The sequence below is a fragment of the Mediterraneibacter gnavus ATCC 29149 genome (assembly GCF_008121495.1).
Lineage (GTDB): Bacteria > Bacillota > Clostridia > Lachnospirales > Lachnospiraceae > Mediterraneibacter > Mediterraneibacter gnavus.
On record NZ_CP043051.1, the window covers coordinates 1,952,869 to 1,971,147 of the forward strand.

At 42.3% G+C, this 18,279-nt stretch carries 15 protein-coding genes; 11 read left to right on the forward strand and 4 right to left on the reverse strand.

Translation table 11 applies throughout. From position 1 onward, the window contains the following. Positions 1-225: 225 nt before the first annotated feature. The 3 genes from dctP to FXV78_RS09565 are packed head-to-tail and all read left to right on the forward strand — an operon-like array spanning position 226 to position 3,041. Entirely contained in the window at positions 226-1,266 is a 1,041-nt protein-coding gene (gene dctP / locus FXV78_RS09555; RefSeq protein WP_039959449.1) for a TRAP transporter substrate-binding protein DctP, read from the forward strand. After that, positions 1,266-1,733, forward strand: a complete 468-nt coding sequence (locus FXV78_RS09560) for a TRAP transporter small permease (RefSeq protein WP_004841511.1) — start codon at positions 1,266-1,268, stop codon at positions 1,731-1,733. Before dctP ends, FXV78_RS09560 begins: the two co-directional genes overlap by 1 nt. After that, positions 1,734-3,041, forward strand: coding sequence for a TRAP transporter large permease (locus FXV78_RS09565; RefSeq protein ID WP_004841513.1), 1,308 nt, complete (start codon positions 1,734-1,736; stop codon positions 3,039-3,041). Here FXV78_RS09565 and FXV78_RS09570 read toward each other — a convergent pair. After that, positions 3,016-3,921: an AraC family transcriptional regulator gene (locus tag FXV78_RS09570; protein WP_004841514.1), complete on the reverse strand. Its 906-nt coding sequence runs from the start codon at positions 3,919-3,921 to the stop codon at positions 3,016-3,018. The genes FXV78_RS09565 and FXV78_RS09570 overlap by 26 nt on opposite strands. Positions 3,922-4,014: 93 nt before the next feature. On the opposite strand from FXV78_RS09570, the gene FXV78_RS09575 reads away from it, so the two are divergent. The 3 genes from FXV78_RS09575 to FXV78_RS09585 all read left to right on the forward strand — a co-directional run bounded on the left by FXV78_RS09575 (position 4,015) and on the right by FXV78_RS09585 (position 7,937). After that, positions 4,015-5,154 (forward strand): glycoside hydrolase family 88/105 protein, encoded by a 1,140-nt coding sequence (locus FXV78_RS09575; RefSeq protein ID WP_004841517.1) that lies wholly within the window; start codon positions 4,015-4,017, stop codon positions 5,152-5,154. Between the two features lie 100 nt (positions 5,155-5,254). Further along, entirely contained in the window at positions 5,255-6,679 is a 1,425-nt protein-coding gene (gene rhaB / locus FXV78_RS09580) for a rhamnulokinase (protein ID WP_004841518.1), read from the forward strand. Between the two features lie 4 nt (positions 6,680-6,683). Continuing rightward, on the forward strand, positions 6,684-7,937 hold the full coding sequence (locus tag FXV78_RS09585) for an L-rhamnose isomerase (RefSeq protein WP_009245008.1): 1,254 nt from the start codon (positions 6,684-6,686) through the stop codon (positions 7,935-7,937). A 62-nt stretch (positions 7,938-7,999) separates the two neighbouring features. Here FXV78_RS09585 and FXV78_RS09590 read toward each other — a convergent pair whose 3' ends face one another. Beyond that, a complete protein-coding gene (locus FXV78_RS09590) occupies positions 8,000-8,812 on the reverse strand; it encodes a helix-turn-helix transcriptional regulator (protein ID WP_004841523.1) in 813 nt (270 codons plus the stop codon). A 256-nt stretch (positions 8,813-9,068) separates the two neighbouring features. On the opposite strand from FXV78_RS09590, the gene FXV78_RS09595 reads away from it, so the two are divergent. From FXV78_RS09595 to FXV78_RS09615, 5 genes are all read left to right on the forward strand, one after another. Next, a complete protein-coding gene (locus FXV78_RS09595; protein ID WP_004841524.1) occupies positions 9,069-11,570 on the forward strand; it encodes a glycoside hydrolase family 31 protein in 2,502 nt (833 codons plus the stop codon). Positions 11,571-11,590: 20 nt separating this feature from the next. Next, the gene (locus FXV78_RS09600; protein WP_004841526.1) at positions 11,591-12,613 is read left to right on the forward strand and encodes a TRAP transporter substrate-binding protein; all 1,023 of its coding nucleotides are present in this window, start codon (positions 11,591-11,593) and stop codon (positions 12,611-12,613) included. A gap of 12 nt (positions 12,614-12,625) precedes the next feature. Beyond that, the gene (locus FXV78_RS09605) at positions 12,626-13,129 is read left to right on the forward strand and encodes a TRAP transporter small permease (protein WP_004841528.1); all 504 of its coding nucleotides are present in this window, start codon (positions 12,626-12,628) and stop codon (positions 13,127-13,129) included. Further along, on the forward strand, positions 13,129-14,430 hold the full coding sequence (locus tag FXV78_RS09610; RefSeq protein ID WP_004841529.1) for a TRAP transporter large permease: 1,302 nt from the start codon (positions 13,129-13,131) through the stop codon (positions 14,428-14,430). Before FXV78_RS09605 ends, FXV78_RS09610 begins: the two co-directional genes overlap by 1 nt. Before the next feature lie 62 nt (positions 14,431-14,492). After that, a complete protein-coding gene (locus FXV78_RS09615; RefSeq protein WP_039959453.1) occupies positions 14,493-17,009 on the forward strand; it encodes a glycoside hydrolase family 31 protein in 2,517 nt (838 codons plus the stop codon). Positions 17,010-17,134: 125 nt separating this feature from the next. Here the strand turns inward: FXV78_RS09615 and FXV78_RS09620 are convergent, their stop codons facing one another. Then, complete coding sequence (locus FXV78_RS09620) at positions 17,135-17,395, reverse strand: hypothetical protein (RefSeq protein ID WP_009245002.1); 261 nt, start codon at positions 17,393-17,395, stop codon at positions 17,135-17,137. A gap of 17 nt (positions 17,396-17,412) precedes the next feature. After that, positions 17,413-18,150, reverse strand: a complete 738-nt coding sequence (locus tag FXV78_RS09625; RefSeq protein WP_004841535.1) for a phosphatase — start codon at positions 18,148-18,150, stop codon at positions 17,413-17,415. Positions 18,151-18,279: the final 129 nt, after the last annotated feature.

Below are 18,279 nucleotides of genomic sequence, written 5' to 3' on the forward strand. Positions count from 1 at the left end.
AGGATTGGGAATGATAAAAATAATATGGAAAATTGATAAAATGAGCAGATTTGCTGTTTGAATAAAAATGAAATTGGTAAAATTGATAAAAACAACAAGATAATTTGAAAAAATGAGTTTGCGGACAAGATAGTATGAGAATCAGCTCCCTTCATGTGATACTATTTCACATAAAAACAAGGGCCCGAAAAAATAAAAACTGAATCTATGAACAGGAGAGGAAACATGAAGGGAATGAAAAAAACAATAGGGATCGTACTCGTGATCGCATTGATCGCAGTAGGAATTTATACCTTTGTGGCAGTAAAAAGCGAGACAAGCAGTGAAAAGGTGCAGCTTAGAATGGCACATGGACAGGCGGCAGATTCTGAGATCGGAGAGACGATCGAGTATTTATCAGATCTGGCAGCAGAAGACAGTTCCAAGAATCTGGAAGTGGATATTTATCCGAGTGGTGTACTTGGAGCAGAACCTTCTACGGTAGAGATGGTACAGGCAGGCGTATTGGATATGGCGAAAGTAAGCGCCAATACACTGGGACAGTTTGATGAGAGATATTCTATTTTCTCACTGCCATATTTGTTCCGCGATCAGGAACACTATTACAATGCAATGGCAAACAGTGAAGGAATTCAGGAACTGTTTGAATCTACAAGGGACAAAGGATACATTGCAATTGGTTATTATGCAAATGGTGCAAGAAATTATTATCTCAAAGAAGATAAGGCAGTGACAGATCCTTCTGTTCTGAAAGGAAAGAAAATACGTGCCATGGTCAGCAGTACTTCCATGGAGATGATCGAACTGATGGGCGGCTCACCGGTACCGATGGCATCCAGTGAAACGTACACGTCTCTTCAGCAGGGCATCGTAGATGGTGCGGAAAATACAGAGCTGGCACTGACAGTTGACAAACATGAAGAGATTGTAAAATCTTATACATACACAGAGCATCAGTATTCACCGGATATTTACATTATCAGTACGAAAGTCTGGGACAGCTTAAGCAAAGAACAGCAGGAATATTTAAAAGAGTGTCTTGTGAAATTGAATGAGAATTTTGTTTCAAAATATCAGCAGATGATGGATGATGCCATTGAAGAAGCACAGGAGCATGGTGTGACTGTTTACAGAGATATTGATAAGAGTAAATTTATCGAGGCAGTTCAGCCAATGCATGAGGCGTTTGAAAGTAAAGGGGACGCTTACAAGAGCCTCTACGAAGATATTCAAAAATATGCCGTTGCAGAAGAGGAGGAGAAGTAATGAAGATCATAAATAAAATTCTGGGAACAGTGATCTCCGTACTTGTTGCGGTCATGGTTCTTGCCTGTTGCTGGCAGGTTATCACACGATTTCTGTTAAATGATCCAAGTCAGTGGACGGAGGAATTTTTGAGATACGCACTGATCTGGATGACGATGCTTGGGGCACCGTACGCTTATGGAAAAGATCAGCATTTGTCGATTCGTGTGCTGGTGGATAAATTTCAGTCAAAGAATCAGATCCGAACAAAGATCGCAGTAGAGATCATCGTATTGATCTTAAGTATTGCAGTATTTATTGTAGGTGGAATCATGGTAACTGCAAACTCAGCAGGACAGATTTCAGCCGCACTGAAACTTCCGATGCAGGTTTACTATGTATGTATTCCAATCAGTGGATGTCTGATGGTGCTGTATTGTTTGGAGCGTTTGAAAAGATGGTTCACAGAATTAAAGGAGGGAAAATAAATGGAAATTCAGGCAGCAATCTTACTTGTAATTGTATTTTTCCTGATGCTGGCATTTAGTGTGCCGGTGTCGTATAGCATCATTGTTTCCGCGTTGGTAACAATCGTTGCATTTTTGACACCTGGATTTGGTGTGTTTGTTTCTGCGCAGAAGATGGTCAGTGGAATTGACAGCTTTTCCCTGATCGCAGTACCATTTTTTATTCTGGCAGGTCTTTTGATGAACAGCGGTGGTATTGCCAAGAGATTGATCAATCTCGCACTGTTGGTTCTTGGAAAAGTACCGGGATCTTTGGCACTGACAAACATTGCGGGAAATGCGATGTTCGGTTCAATTTCCGGTTCCGGTATTGCAGCGGCAACTGCAATCGGTGGAGTTATGCTCCCGTTGGAAAAAGAGCAGAAGTATGATGAGGGATTTGCGGCAGCAGTCAATATCGCAACGGCTCCCGTTGGACAGCTGATTCCTCCGACAACAGCGTTTATCGTATTCTCGGCAGCAGGTGGTGGTGCTTCGGTAGCGGCACTGTTTATGGCTGGATGGATTCCGGGACTTCTGTGGGCTGCATGTTGCATGGTAGTTGCATTCTTCTATGCAAGAAAGCAGGGATATGTAATTAAAAGAGACAAACTGACTGCAAAAATCGTAGGGAAGACAATATGGGATGCAATCCCGAGTTTATTTCTGGTCGTGATTATCATCGGTGGTATTTTATCTGGAAAATTTACGCCGACAGAGGCATCCGGTGTTGCGGTTGCATACGCCTTTATCCTCTCCGTGTTTATTTACAGAACGATCAAACTGAGTGAAATTCCGAAGCTGCTGGTGGATGCAGCAGTTATGACAACAATCGTTATGCTGATCATCGGAGCATCTTCTGTATTGTCATTTGTAATGTCCTTTACAGGGCTGCCGGCAGCAATCAGTAAACTGGTTCTTGGAATTTCAAGTAATAAATATGTGATCCTGCTGATCCTCAATATTTTCCTTCTGATCGTGGGAACATTTATGGATATGGCGCCGGCACTTTTGATCTTCACACCGATCTTCCTTCCAATCGTACAGAGCTTTGGAATGAGCCCGATCCACTTTGGTGTCATGATGGTTATGAACCTTTCTGTAGGAACGATCACACCGCCGGTTGGAAACGTACTGTTTGTGGGATGCAGTGTGGCAAAACTGCGGGTTGAGCAGGTTATGAAACATTTGATCCCGCTCTTTGTGGCAATCTTTGCAGCATTGATGATGGTAACCTACATTCCGGCACTCAGCGAATGGCTCCCTACTGTTTTGGGGCTTCTGGAGTAATCTTGTTTTTGTAAGTAATTCCGTTTAGGGTTTTGCGATACTTTAACGGTGAAATACTCATGTAGGTTTTGAATACTTTTTCAAAATAAGTAATACTTTCATAGCCGACCGTACCGGCAATCTCGGAGACGCTAAGAGTGGTCTCCTCAAGGAGCTGTTTGGCTCTCTTTGTACGCAGGATATTGACATACTCGTTGACGCCGTAGCCGGTGACTTCTTTAAATGAGCGGCTTAAATAGAACTTGCTCAGATAGAAGACTCCGGCGAGGCCGTCTAAAGAGATGGATTCTGCGTAGTGATCAGAAATGTAGTCGGCAATGTTATAGATTGTCTGATACTTGCTGCTCTTATGAATGGCAGTTTCATCTTTGATCGGAGTCAGCTCCGGGTTGTCTCTGATAAAGTCAATAAAATAGTGGATGATTTCCATCTCGATCAAGGCTTTGTAGCTGCGGCTGCGGTTGGAAAATTCAGTCTTTAGTACTTCATACATATGTAAAAATTTTTCCTGCTGCTTCTGCGTCAGATTATAAACTCCATAGTGTTCGCGAAAAAAAGGAACAAGATTGAGGTGCGGAAATTTTTCATCAAACTGCTGCATTTTGAATTTATCAATATACAGAATGATTCGCGTGTATCCGGTTGTGTCATCCTCCGGAGCATGTGTCATATGGATCAGATTTGTATCCACCAGGATCAGGCTGCCTTTTTTCACCTGATAGGCACGGTTGTTGAAGAAAAAGAGGCGCTCTCCTTCTGTGAGAAAGTAAATCTCGTATTCATTATGAAAATGATTGGAACGCATATCATAACCACTGGAACGTTTTAAATGTTCCAGAGAAATTCCTTCCATTTCTGAATAATAAATGATAGTATCCATACAGTATCTCCTTTGTTGTGAGCAGCGTGTGCTTTGTTAAAACTATTATAAGATAGAAACCGTAAAAAAGCTATATGAAAGGATTGGCATAAAATGCCGGAAAAGAAAATGAAGAATATAAAAAGAGAATTGATCGAACAAAAACTGAATCTGGTCGTAGAAAAACTAATGAACCTTGGCGGTCCGGAAAATGAAGCTGAATTAAAAGACGGCGGAGAGGCAATCGGCTTTTTTAAGCGTGACTTTGGGATTGCAGAGTGGGACTGGCCGCAGGGAGTGGGGCTGTACGGACTTCTCAAAATGATGAAAATACAGGGAAATGATGATTATAAAACATTTCTGCACCAGTGGTTCAAAGGAAATATCGCAGATGGACTTCCGTCCAGAAATATCAATACAACAACCCCGCTTCTGACACTGGCAGAGTTAAATGAACAATATCAGGATAAAGAATTTGAAAATCTGTGTCTGGACTGGGCTTCCTGGCTGATGAACTGCATTCCGAGAACAAAAGAGGGCGGATTCCAGCATGTCACAAGTGCCAACGGTGACAGACAGGGTGTACGCTTAAATGAAAGCGAGATGTGGATCGATACTCTGTTCATGACCGTATTATTTTTGAATAAAATGGGGCAGAAATATCAGAAACAGGAGTGGATCGACGAGTCCATCCATCAGGTGCTGATGCATATCAAATATCTGTATGATACACATACCGGATTATTCTATCACGGATGGTCCTTTAACCGTATGGATAACTTCGGTGGTATTTTCTGGTGCAGAGGAAACAGCTGGTTCACACTGGGAATTCTGGACTATGTGGATATGTTCAAAGGAACACTCAATGCAGGTGTGAAAACCATCATTGTGGATACATACAAAGCACAGGTGAGAAAGCTGAAGGAACTGCAGAGTAAGAGCGGATTGTGGCATACAGTTCTGACAGACCCGGACAGCTACGAAGAAGTTTCCGGTTCTGCGGCCATCGTGGCAGGAATTCTCAAAGGAATCAAAATGGGGATCCTGGACGATTCATATCTGGAATGTGCATGGAAGGGTGTGCAGGCGATTCTGAAAAATATCGATAAAGACGGAACGGTATTAAACGTATCCGGTGGAACAGGTATGGGATATGATGCAGATCATTACAAAAACATTCTGATCGCGCCGATGGCGTATGGTCAGTCTTTGACAATTCTGGCGCTGGTAGAAGCACTGCAGCTGGCGGAGTAGAGTGCAAATAAGGACGCTGTTTTATATAAATAGCGTCCTTTTTTTACACTTTTTTATTTCATATAATAGAGTTAAATAAAGTGCGAAAGGGAGGCAGAAAATGGATAAATATTATTTGGCTGTTGACATTGGCGCATCCAGTGGCCGTCATATGCTGGCAAGTATGAAAGACGGGAAAATGCAGCTGGAAGAGGTATACCGTTTCCCGAATGGAATGACAGAAAAAAACGGGACTCTCTGCTGGGATGTAGAGCGTCTGTTTACAGAAATCAAAAACGGATTGAAAGTATGTAAAGAGTTGGGGAAAATTCCAGTATCCATGGCAATTGATACCTGGGCGGTAGACTATGTACTGCTGGATGAAAATGACAAGATTCTGGGGGATACAGCAGGTTACAGAGACAGCCGGACAAATGGAATGGATGAGAAGGTGTATGAAAAGATTCCACTGGGAGCTCTGTATGCAAGAACCGGAATCCAGAAACAGATTTTCAACACGATCTATCAGCTGATGGCGGTAAAGGAAAATTATCCGGAGCAGCTGGAACAGGCAGAATCCATGCTGATGATCCCGGATTACTTCCAGTTTTTGTTGACCGGAGTCAAGAAGATGGAATACACCAATGCGACAACGACCCAGCTTGTAAGTCCTCAGACAAAAGACTGGGATTACGAACTGATCGATCTGCTTGGGTTTAACAGGAAGATTTTCAAAGCGATTTCCATGCCGGGAACGGTTGTAGGAAACTTTACAAAAGAAATTCAGGAGGAAGTTGGATTTGACTGTACGGTTGTACTTCCGGCAACGCATGATACCGGATCTGCAGTGCTTGCAGTTCCGACGAATGATGACAATGCGATCTACATCAGTTCCGGTACCTGGTCTTTGATGGGAATTGAGAGAAAAGATGCGGATTGTTCCATGGAAAGTATGCGGGCAAACTTCACAAATGAGGGAGGATATGATTACCGCTTCCGTTTTCTGAAGAACATCATGGGGCTGTGGATGATCCAGTCTGTCAAGAAAGAATGGAAAGAAGAGCTTTCCTTTGCGCAGATATGTGAACAGGCATCCAAAGAGGAGATTACTTCTTTAGTGGACTGCAATGATGATTGTTTCCTTGCTCCAAAGAGCATGATAGAAGCAGTACAGACGTTTTGCAGAGAGAGTAATCAGCAGATTCCGGAGACAATCGGGGAGATTGCGGCAGTGATCTACAACAGTCTTGCAAAATGTTATGGAGAGACGATTCGGGAGATCGAGGAAATTACAGGGAATACATACGATACGATTTATGTAGTCGGTGGTGGTGCGAACGCAGGTTATCTCAACGAACTGACTGCAAAATATACAAAGAAAAAAGTGTCGGCAGGACCGACAGAGGCGACTGCAATTGGAAATATCACGGTTCAGATGCTTCATGATGGAGTGTTTACATCATTGCCTGAGGCAAGAACCTGCATCGGCAAGTCATTTGACATCCGTCACTATGATGAAAACGGAAATGAAAATCAGGAGGTATAAAGCGATGACAAGATATGAATCAGCAAAAGAAATCTATGCAAAATTAGGAGTAGACACAGACGCGGCAATTGAAAAATGTATGCAGGTACCTGTTTCTCTGCACTGCTGGCAGGGAGACGATGTGACAGGATTTGATCACGATGGCCCTCTGACAGGTGGAATCCAGACAACAGGAAACTATCCTGGAAAAGCAAGAACACCGGAAGAATTGATGGCGGATATGGACAAGGCAATGAGCCTGATGCCGGGAGCAAAGAAGATCAATGTGCATGCGTGCTACGCAATTTTTGAAGAGGGAGAATTTGTTGACCGTGATAAACTGGAGCCTAAACACTTCCAGAAATGGGTAGATTTTGCAAAAGAAAGAGGAATGGGACTGGACTTCAATCCAACATTCTTCTCTCATGAGAAAGTAAAAGACGGACTGACACTTTCAAGCCCGGACGAAGAGACAAGGAAATTCTGGATTGAGCATGGAAAAGCATGTATCCGTATTTCCAAGTATTTTGCAGAGCAGACAGGAATCCCATGTGTGATGAATATCTGGACAGGAGACGGATTCAAAGATGTGCCTGCAGACCGTATGGGACCAAGAGTTCGCTACAAAGAATCCATCGATGAGATCCTTTCTGAGCCATATGATCCGAAGATGGTAAAACCTTGTGTAGAATCTAAGGTATTCGGAATCGGAGTTGAGGCATACACAGTTGGTTCTGCAGAATTTGCGCTGAGCTATGCGGCAATGAACAAAGAGAAATGCCTGCCGCTGATGGATAACGGACATTATCATCCGACAGAAGTTGTTTCCGATAAGATCCCGGCGCTTTTGACCTTCTTCCCGGAAATCGCACTGCATGTGACACGTCCGATTCGTTGGGATTCTGACCATGTAGTTCTGTTTGATGATGAGACAAAGGAAATCGCACAGGAAATCGTTCGCTGCGAAGGCGGTCTTGACCGCACTTATATTGCCTTGGATTATTTCGATGCATCCATTAACCGTATCTCTGCATGGGTAACAGGATTTCGAAGTTTCCAGAAAGCGCTGCTGAATGCACTTTGTACACCAAGTGCGCTCTTAAAAGAACTTCAGGATACCAATCAGATGTCAAAGAAAATGGTGGTAATGGAAGAGTGCAAGACACTTCCAATCGGAGATATCTGGGAGGAGTACTGCAGAAGATGCAATGTTCCGGCAGAAAGCTGGTTTGAAGAAATCGAAAAATATGAGACAGAAGTGCTCGTAAAAAGAGCATAAATGAAAAAGGATGGAACTATCGTTTTTTACGATCAGATCGTGAAGCGGCAGTTCCATCTTTTTTATTTTTGATATAATTTCTTTTTTTCACGAGGAGCGACACCTGTAATTTTTTTGAAAGTCCGATTGAAATGAGTCAGGTTGGAAAATCCTACTTCTCTACTGATTTGAGTGATATTATAGTCGGTTTCTAACATCAGCCTCTGTGCATGGAGAATGCGTGTGGTATTCAAATACTGAATAATCGTTTTCCCGGTTGCATTCTTGAATTCATGGCACAGATGGTAGGGACTTACATAGAGTATTTCTGCCAGTTGATTCACAGAGATATCTTCCATGTAGTGATTGTGAATATAGTCTACAGCTTTTGCAGAACGAGTTTTTGGGATGCTTTTTACGGCTTCAAAATCCAGACGCAGCATATTTAACAGGAGTCCGTTCAGTTGATTACAGATATAGGCATCGTGGTATTTGCCTGGAACATCTATTTCATGAGTGAGAGACAAAAGAAGAGAAAGAATCTGGTTTGGAATATATCCTTCGTTCACAAAAAGAAGTTCTTTTTCTGAAAGCAGTTGACAAATGGTGTCATTTGCGATCAGGTCAGGAGAAAAATATAACACGATTCGTTTAAAAGGCATGTCCTTTTCACCATAGGAGTGATGCATGATATGAGGGGGAAACAAAACAAAATCATTCGCAGTAAGATGATAAATTTCACCTTCTATCATATGCATCCGCTCACCTTCCAGAAGATAGTATAACTCGAAAAAGTCGTGAAAATGGGACTGGGTCATATTATCATTCACTCCTTCAGCATAAGCGTAAGCAATTTTTTTTCCTTGCGAAATAATAATCGCAGCAGTATCTAACATAATCCATCTCCTTTCTGCACAAAATAGAGATGTAAAAATTGTGCATATCTAACAAAAAGCAAAATATATAAATCCTATAAGAAGAAGATTAGCATAAAAAAGAAAGATGGGCAAGAAGGAAAATAGCAAGAAAGGTAAAATAATGGCTGGAATATCACAAAATGTGTCTACCTTTAGGTACTCTGTTTTTTTATAATATTTTTAGAAATTGAAAGGAAAATGATTTCCGGGAAAAGAAAACAGGAGGAGAAAAGGGATGAAGATATGTTTACAGGCAGGAGCTGTAAAACAGATAGAAAATTATTTTTCGATATCTACGGATGGCGTGGAGATTCGTATCTGGTTTTTAACGGATTCTGTTGTTCGGATTCGTGCAGGTTTTGACGGAGATTTTGTGGAAGAATCTTACAGTCTGGTGACAACTGCATGGGAAGATCGTATGGATATGTTTATGAAACATTATCGGAAACGGATTCAGACAGCAGAAGCCCAGTTGACAGATGGGTTAGAAAAAGCGGTAATCCAGGGAAAAGTTTTGAGAGTAGAAGTGGAAAAAAATCCATTTCGTATTTGTGTTTATGATGCAGAGAATACACAGATCCATGCGGATATTGTAGATTTAGCCTACATGGAGGACAGCAATAACCGTCGCATTCACACAAGTGAGATTACAGAAGATGATTGTTTTTATGGATTTGGTGAGAAAAGCGGAGTGTTTAACAAAGCTCAGAAATTTATGAACATGAGCCCGAAAGACGCTATGGGATATAATCCGAAGGAGACAGATTCTCTTTATAAGCATATTCCATTTTATATCAAACTGAATAAGAAAACCAAGAAGGCAGTGGGATATTTTTATCACAATACGTATGAGTGTGATTTCAATATGGGACGTGAGAAAAGTAATTATTGGAAGCCTCACAGCACGTATCGTGTAGATGGAGGAGATATTGACCTCTTTCTGATCACAGGACCACAGGTGCGGGATGTGGTAGAGCGTTATACTGATTTGACAGGGAAATCCGCATTGCTTCCGCGTTACGCATTGGGCTATCTGGGATCGTCTATGTACTATCCGGAGTTAGAGAAAGATTGTGATGATGCAATCCTGGAATTTATTGACACAACGAAAGAAGAAGAAATTCCAGTGGATGGCTTCCAGCTTTCCTCAGGATATTGTGCGATTGAGACAGAAGAAGGAATCAAACGCTGCGTTTTTACATGGAATAAAAAACGTTTCAAAGATCCAAAAGATTTTTTCAAACAGATGAAAGACCGTGGGATTTGCGTATCACCAAATGTGAAACCGGGAATCTTGCTGTTGCATCCAAAGAAGGAAGAGATGCAGGCGAAAGGAATGTTTGTAAGAGCAAGCAGATCAGAGGAGCCGGGAATTGGAACATGGTGGGGCGGAAAAGGTGTTTTTGTTGATTTTACAAAGCAGGAAACGCGAGATAACTGGAAAGCTATGTTAAAAGAGAATGTTCTGGAGTATGGGACCAGTTCTGTATGGAATGACAACTGCGAATATGACAGCATGATCGATAAAGACTGTCGTTGTGATTTTGAAGGAAAGGGAGCAACGATTGGTCAGCTGAAGTCTGTGATGTCGAATATTATGTGTCACATCACAGATGAAGCTGTGCATGAGATATTTGAAAATCAAAGACCATATATTGTTTGTCGTTCCGGTCATTGTGGAATCCAGAAATATGCACAAACATGGGCTGGTGACAATCTGACATGTTGGGAAGCATTAAAATATAATATTGCAACAATTCTGGGAATGGGACTTTCCGGAGTCGCAAACCAGGGATGTGATATCGGAGGATTTTATGGTCCGGCTCCTGAGGCGGAACTACTGGTGAGATGGATCCAGAACGGGATATTTCAGCCAAGATTTTCCATTCATTCCACAAATACGGATAATACGGTAACAGAACCATGGATGTACAGCGGCTGCAAAGAATATATCAAGAAAGCGATTGAATTCCGTTATCAGTTGATCCCATATCTGTATTCTTTGATGGAGCGTGCTCATGAAACAGGGCTGCCGATCATGGAACCTCTTTGCAGTGCATTTCAGAATGATGAGAAATGTTATGATGAAGGTGTGGATTTTATGTTTGGAGATGCGCTTCTAGTGGCAAACGTGGTAGAAAAGGGAGCAAAAACCCGCAAGGTATATCTGCCGGATGGAGAAGTATTTTACGATTTCTACACAAGAGCGCGTTATGAAGGCGGACAGACAATCGAATTCTCGGTTGATTTGAGCAGTATCCCACTTTTTGTCAGAAGTGGAGCAATCGTGCCGATGGCGTTGAATCAGATGAATAATCTGATGACGCAGGAAGCAACAGGATTGAAGATCCTTTGTGCACCGGATAAAGACAGTTCTTTCGTGATCTATGAGGATGACGGAGAGACAATGGACTATGCAAACGGCGGGTATTTAAAAACTGTTCTGGATATCAAGGCAGGAGAGCAGACGGTACTTAGCTTCCGGAATGAAGGGGAGTATGAGACTGCGGTCGAGGATATTTATCTGGATGTCATTCATCGGGAAAAAGCTCCGTACTGGGTAAAGGCAGACGGACATGAACTTCCTCATTTCCTGCACAGAAAGAAATTTGAAGCAGCACAAGAAGGTTGGTATTACAGCCAGAGTCTGAAATCTGTGCAGATCAAATATAAGAATCCGAAGAAGGATTATGAAGTGATTGTGTCATTTGAACAGTTTGACATGATCGGAATGTAAAAAGAAAGGAATGAGACGAGATGAAAAAAGCAATTTCGATGCTGCTTGTAATGGGATTGAGCGCAGGCCTTCTGGCAGGATGCGGAGCTAAGAGTGTGTCAGGCAGTGAAGAAGCAACGGCAGAGAATCCGATGGTACTGACACTGTCACATGGATTGAGTGAGACTCATACGGTACATATTGCAATGGAAGAATTTGCAGAAAAAGTAGAAGAACGTACAGACGGCAGAATCAAAGTGGAAATTTTTCCGAACGCCCAGTTGGGAAGTGAGACAGAATCTATGGAACAACTGACAGCAGGTGTCATTGCCATGACAAAGGTTGCGTCTCCGATTTTGGCAACTTATGAAGAAGGGTATAATACATTCGGACTTCCGTATATTTTTGACGATACCGAGGACTTCTATCATGTAATGGATTCTGATGAGATGCATGATTTCTTCCTTTCTACAGAGGATGAGGGATTTGTGACACTGACGTATTATACATCTGGAGCACGTTCTTTTTATACAAAAGACAAAGCAATCCGTACACCGGAAGATTTAAAAGGATTAAAAATCCGTGTACAGGATATGGAGTCCCAGACAGATATGTTGGATGTTATGGGGGGAACGCCGGTTGCAATGTCTTATGGTGATGTGTATACCTCTCTTCAGACGGGGATCATTGATGGAACAGAGAACAATGAGACGGCGCTGACAACGGGAAAACATGGAGAGATCTGTAAAGTATATTCCAAAGATGAACATGCGATGATTCCAGATGTTATGGTGATGAGCGCAAAGATATGGAATACCATCAGCCCGGAGGATCAGCAGATTATTTTGGAAGCGGCACAGGAGTCTACAGACAGCCATAAGATATTATGGGAAGAAGCGATTAATGATGCGGTCGAGGAAGCGAAGAACGAAATGGGTGTGGAATTTGTAGAGGATGTAGATAAGGATGCATTCCGTGAAGCGACCAAAGGAATGATAGAAGATTATTGCGAGCGCTATCCGGGTGTTGCAGAGCTTCTGGATATCATTGAGTCTGTAAAGTAAGGAGGGGAAACCATGCAGGCAACGTTGACAAAGATAAAAAAAGGAATGAATTTTCTGTTATCCAGAATTGCGGCAGTGCTTTTGTCTGCCATGACGCTTCTGGTATTGTATCAGGTATTTACCCGTTATGTGCTGAACAGCCCGGCGGCATTTACCGAGGAAATCGTGAGGTATCTGTTGATCTGGACTGGATTTATCGGTGCAGCTTATGCGTTCAGTACAAGACAGCATATGGCATTGGTACTTGTAAGAGACAGGTTGTCTCCAAATCGAAAGAAAGTACTGATGACAGCGATTGATGTATTGATTCTTGTATTTGCATTGTTTGTTATTATTATTGGAGGAACTAAACTGGCGCTGAGCGCGGTGAAAGAATATTCTGCACTTCTGGGAATTTCCAGAGGGCTTGTATACAGTATGGCTCCGATTTCTGGAGTGTTCATCATTCTCGCGCAGATTATTAACATCTATGAAGATGTTACCGGAAACGTGATTGAAGAAGGAGGAGTAGAGTAATGGATATTGCCGTAACGACTATACTTTTGTTCGCTGTATTTGGAATTCTTTTGTTCGTGGGATGTCCAATTTCTGTCAGTATCGTAGTTTCATCAATTGTAACGGCCTTGTCTTCTCTGTCGTGGGATCAGATTACATTTATCACCATGCAGAAAATGAACGGAGGAGTGGAGAGTTTCTCACTGTTGGCTGTACCGCTGTTTATTTTGGCAGGAAATATTATGAACAATGGTGGTATTGCACGCAGACTTGTAAACTTTGCAAAATTATTCTGCGGATGGATACCAGGATCTCTTGCCCAGGCAAATGTACTTGGAAACATGCTGTTCGGAGCTCTTTCTGGTTCCGCAGTAGCAGCTTCTTCTGCAATGGGAGGATGTATCTACCCAATTCAGAAAGAAGAAGGTTATGATCCGGCATTTGCAACGGCAGTCAATATTGCTTCTGCACCGACAGGGCTTCTCATTCCGCCGACAAGTGCATTTATCGTATATTCAACCGTAGCGGGGGGTGTATCCATTTCCGCTCTGTTTATGGCTGGTTATATTCCGGGAATTCTGATGGGGCTGGGAACAATGATTGTTGCCTTTATTTATGCTAAGAAACACAAATATCCGACAACGGGATTTGTACCGATGAAAGAAGCATTAAAGGTGACATTTGAAGCAATTCCAAGTCTGCTTCTGATTGTGATTGTAATCGGAGGTATTGTAGGCGGGATCTTTACTGCAACAGAAGGAGCCGGTGTCTGCGTACTGTACTGTTTGATTCTGTCTATTATCTATAAAAGCATTGATATGAAGTTGTTTATGAAGATTTTGCTGAACAGCGCTGCGACAAGCGGTATCATCCTGTTCCTGATCTCTGCTTCTTCTGCAATGTCATGGGTCATGGCATACTCTGGAATTCCGGCAGCGATCAGCAGTGGTTTAATGTCCATTACCGACAATAAATACATACTTCTTCTTTTAATGAATATCATTTTGTTAATTGTTGGTATGTTTATGGACATCACACCGGCAATCCTGATTTTTACACCAATCTTTTTGCCGATTGCAGAGAGTCTTGGGATGTCCTCTATCCAGTTCGGCGTAATGTTGATATTCAACATGTGTATGGGAAGTATGACACCGCCGGTAGGTTCGGTATTGTTCGTATCTTGTGGTATTAGTAAGATTACCATTGAGCAGGTGACGAAGACGTTGCTTCCGTATTTTGCAGTATTGCTTGGAATCCTGCTGGCAGTGACGTATGTTCCGGCATTGTCAATGGGAATTCCGACCTTACTGGGACTTGTATAAACTGATGAGTGAAAAAGCCTGATTACCAATCGGGCTTTTTTAAAAGTGAAAGGAGTGAAATTATGTTACTGAGAAAATTTTGCGGAATAGAGAAAACAGATAACGGATATTTGATTCATGGAGATGCAGGGGATATCAAGTTGGTATTTATGACCGATGATATCATCCGGATCCGGGTATCTTTTGATCGCAAATTCAAGGAGGCTTCTTATGCACTTGTTACAACTGCGTGGGAGGATGAGCTGGATGAACTGTTTCAAGAGGAACGCACCCGGATTCAGGCGAAAGATGTTGTATGCGAAGAAAAGGAAGATGCGCTGATATTTCATACAACTGCATTGAAACTTGTTATGAAAAAGCAGCCGATTCAGTTTCTTTTGTATGATGTGGAAGGAAAGCTGATCTATAATGATCTGAAGGAGCGCGCATTTGATCAGGATCAGCTTGGAAGGGTGACACATTATTCAGAGATTCATGCGGACACAGATCATTTCTATGGATTCGGAGAAAAGACTGGGCATCTGGATAAGAAAGGACGTCATTTGAGAATGTCACCGAAGGATGCCATTGGGGCAGATCCGGAATTTGGGGAGCCGTTGTACAAACATGTTCCATTTTATATTCGTGTCAATGAAGAAAATCTTCATGCGCTGGGATTGTTTTACAATAATTCCTATGACGCTGTATTTGATATGGGAAATGAGCGAAGCGGATATTGGGACAGTTACTGTTATTATCAGGCGGATGGCGGAGATATCGACTTGTTTCTGATCAACGGTCCGAAGATGGCTTCCGTTTTGGAACGTTATACCTATCTGACCGGGCGGCAGGCAATGCCGACGAAGCAGTCTCTCGGATACACAGCTTCTACGATGTATTACGCAGAGTTGGAACAGAATTGTGACGAAGAGATTTACAAAGTCATTCAGAAACATTTTGATGAGAAGATTTATATTGATAATTTCTGGCTGGCAAGCGGATACTCTTCAGGAGAAGAAGACAACCTGCGTTACGTATTTAACTGGAATAAGAAGAGATTCCCGGACCCGGAAGGATTCTTTGAGAAGATGGAGCAGGAGATGGGCATCAATGTGATTCCGAACATGAAGCCGGGGATCCTGAAAAACCATCCTTACAGAAAAGTGTTTGAACAGTATGATGCATTTGTGAAGACCCCAGACAAAGCGGAAGATTATGTAGGACGATGGTGGGGTGGTGAAGGACGATTTGTAGACTTCACGAAGAAAGCCGGACGTGATGCCTGGAAAGAATTGCTGAAGAAGAATCTGATGGCGAAAGGAATGCGGACTGTCTGGAACGATAACTGTGAGTATGATGGAGTAGAAGACAGAAATGCCTACTGCGATCATGAAGGTATGGGCGGTACTATGGCGGAATTGAAGATCATTCAGTCTAATATGATGGCATATACCGGAAAAGAGGCATTAAAAGAAGTATATCCAAAAGCGAGACCTTACATTATCAATCGTGCCGGTTATGCCGGAATCCAGCGTTACGCGCAAGTTTGGGCAGGAGACAACTTAACAGACTGGAGAACCGTGAAATTCAACATTGCTACCATTATGGGCATGGGATTGTCCGGAATGTCCAATGCAGGATGTGATATCGGTGGGTTTGCAGGACCGGCGCCGGGAGGGGAATTATTGCTTCGCTGGATCCAGAACGGTATCTTCCAGCCTAGGTTCTGTATTAATTCTGCCAACAATGACAATACCGTAACCCAGCCGTGGATGTATGAAGAAAATCTGCCGTATGTACAGGCTGCATATGCACAGCGTTATCGTATGATTCCGTATCTTTATTCCGTAATGAGAGAGTCTCATGAGAATGGAATGCCGGTGATGCGTCCGTTGTTCCTGGAGTTTCCAGAGGATGTGAAGTGTTATCGTGATCAGAATCTGACCTTTATGTTTGGACCGTCTGTGCTGGTTGCAAATGTGGTTGAAAAAGGCGCGATTACAAGGACGATTTATCTGCCAAAGGGAACGACATGGTATGATATGAATGACAACTTCAAAGCATACGAAGGAGGTCAGACAATTGAACTTCCGGTAGATTTAAGCTCAATTCCGATGTTCTTAAGAGGTTCCGCTGTCTATATGACAACGGAAGATATCCATCATATCGCAAAAGATACGATGAAAGCACTGGATTTGTTCGTAAGCTGCGAAGAGGATGCAGAATTTACATATTATGATGATGATGGATGGTCAAAAGAGTACGAGGAAGGCAATTTTGCAGAGACAAAGATAAGTGTCAAGGCAGGCGACAGAAAGCAGATCCATTTTCATAAGAATGGTTTTTATCAGGAAAGCTGGGAGAATTTGAATTTAAATGTGGTAAGTAAGGAAAAAGGCGCTTACTGGGTAAGTGTGGACGGAGAGAAGATTCCGCGCTTCTTGATCCGTGATGCCTTTGATGAAGCAGAGACAGGCTGGTATTATGATATGTCAGACCGGATTGTCAAAGTGAAGTGTAAAAAGCCGCAGAAGGATGATTTTGAAATTGTCGTAAGCTGCGAGAAGTTTGACCTGATTGGAATGGAAAATGAAATATAAGTAATGCTGCTTAAAGTTGCATAAGATGAGGGTATCGCTTGATCATTTAACTTGGGGATCGAGCGATGCCCTGTTTATATATGAAGAAAATTTAGACGGATTCTTTTGTCTTGGTGTATCAAAACTTATTCAGATTCTTTTAGTTCTGGATGTAATTTTGCAAAAATGGCATCCTCATTGTAATCAGGTGCAGATTGAACTGCAATGTTGTAGACCGGCTGAATGACAGAGATATCCTCCTCCAACATTTCTGCAATTTCAGCTAAGGGAATCTGTTTTTGTATTTTTTTACAGACCTGAGTGATTAACCGCAGCGTGGATCCTTCTTCTTTACTTATCCTCCGTGTTTCTTGTACATCATATGCTTCAAAGCTGTCAAATAACATATCAAAATCCCTCCGTTTTATTTGATCTGTAAAGTGTTCCATTTTTCAAGCCAGCTCAAAAATTCGCCGGACGAGCGGTTTAAGATCAGTTCCTCCGGAAATTCAGCGATGCGGATCAGTTCCATTGCATGATCAAAATTTCCGATATGTCCGGTTCCGTGACTGTCACTGGACAACAGGATTGGATAGTGGAAATGTTTGCACAGGTTGAGCAGCATCATATCGTTAAAACGGGTATCGCCCCGGTAGCCGTCCGGGCGCAGTGAGCTGTCATTGAGTTCCAGAATGACATGATATTCCATTGCAGCTTCTACCAGTGCAAGGTAGTCTACTGGGAATTTTACATCATCACAATGTCCGATGATTCGTACATATGGTTTTTTCATTGCTTCTATATAAGAACGTGTATTTTCTTCCTTTGATCCGGGGCGCTTAGCAGGGCGGTGCAGGCTGGCGATCACATAATCCAGGTGCTTTAAAATTTCATCCTCAAGATCCAGTTTTCCGTGATTGTCTAAAATACTGACCTCGGCACCGTACAGCATGCGGATTCCCATCCGGTTTTTAGGTGCATAAGTAAGATTTCGGAAATATGCAGGTTTTCCGCCGCCAAGTGTGGCAGGACCATGGTCCGAAATTCCGAGCATATTTAAATGCTGTGTACGTGCAGTTTTGACCATATCTGTGATCGTGGCAGCTGAACCATGTCCGCTGGCGATTGTATGAGTATGGATATCAAATTCAAAATGTGACATGAAAAGTCCCACCTTTCCAGATTTCTGTTTCCAGTATGATGGATTTCTGCAGTTTTGTCAATGCGCTGAGGTGTGGTTTTTTAATAAAAACAACAAAAACCACATAAAATAAATTCTGATTTATTTTGA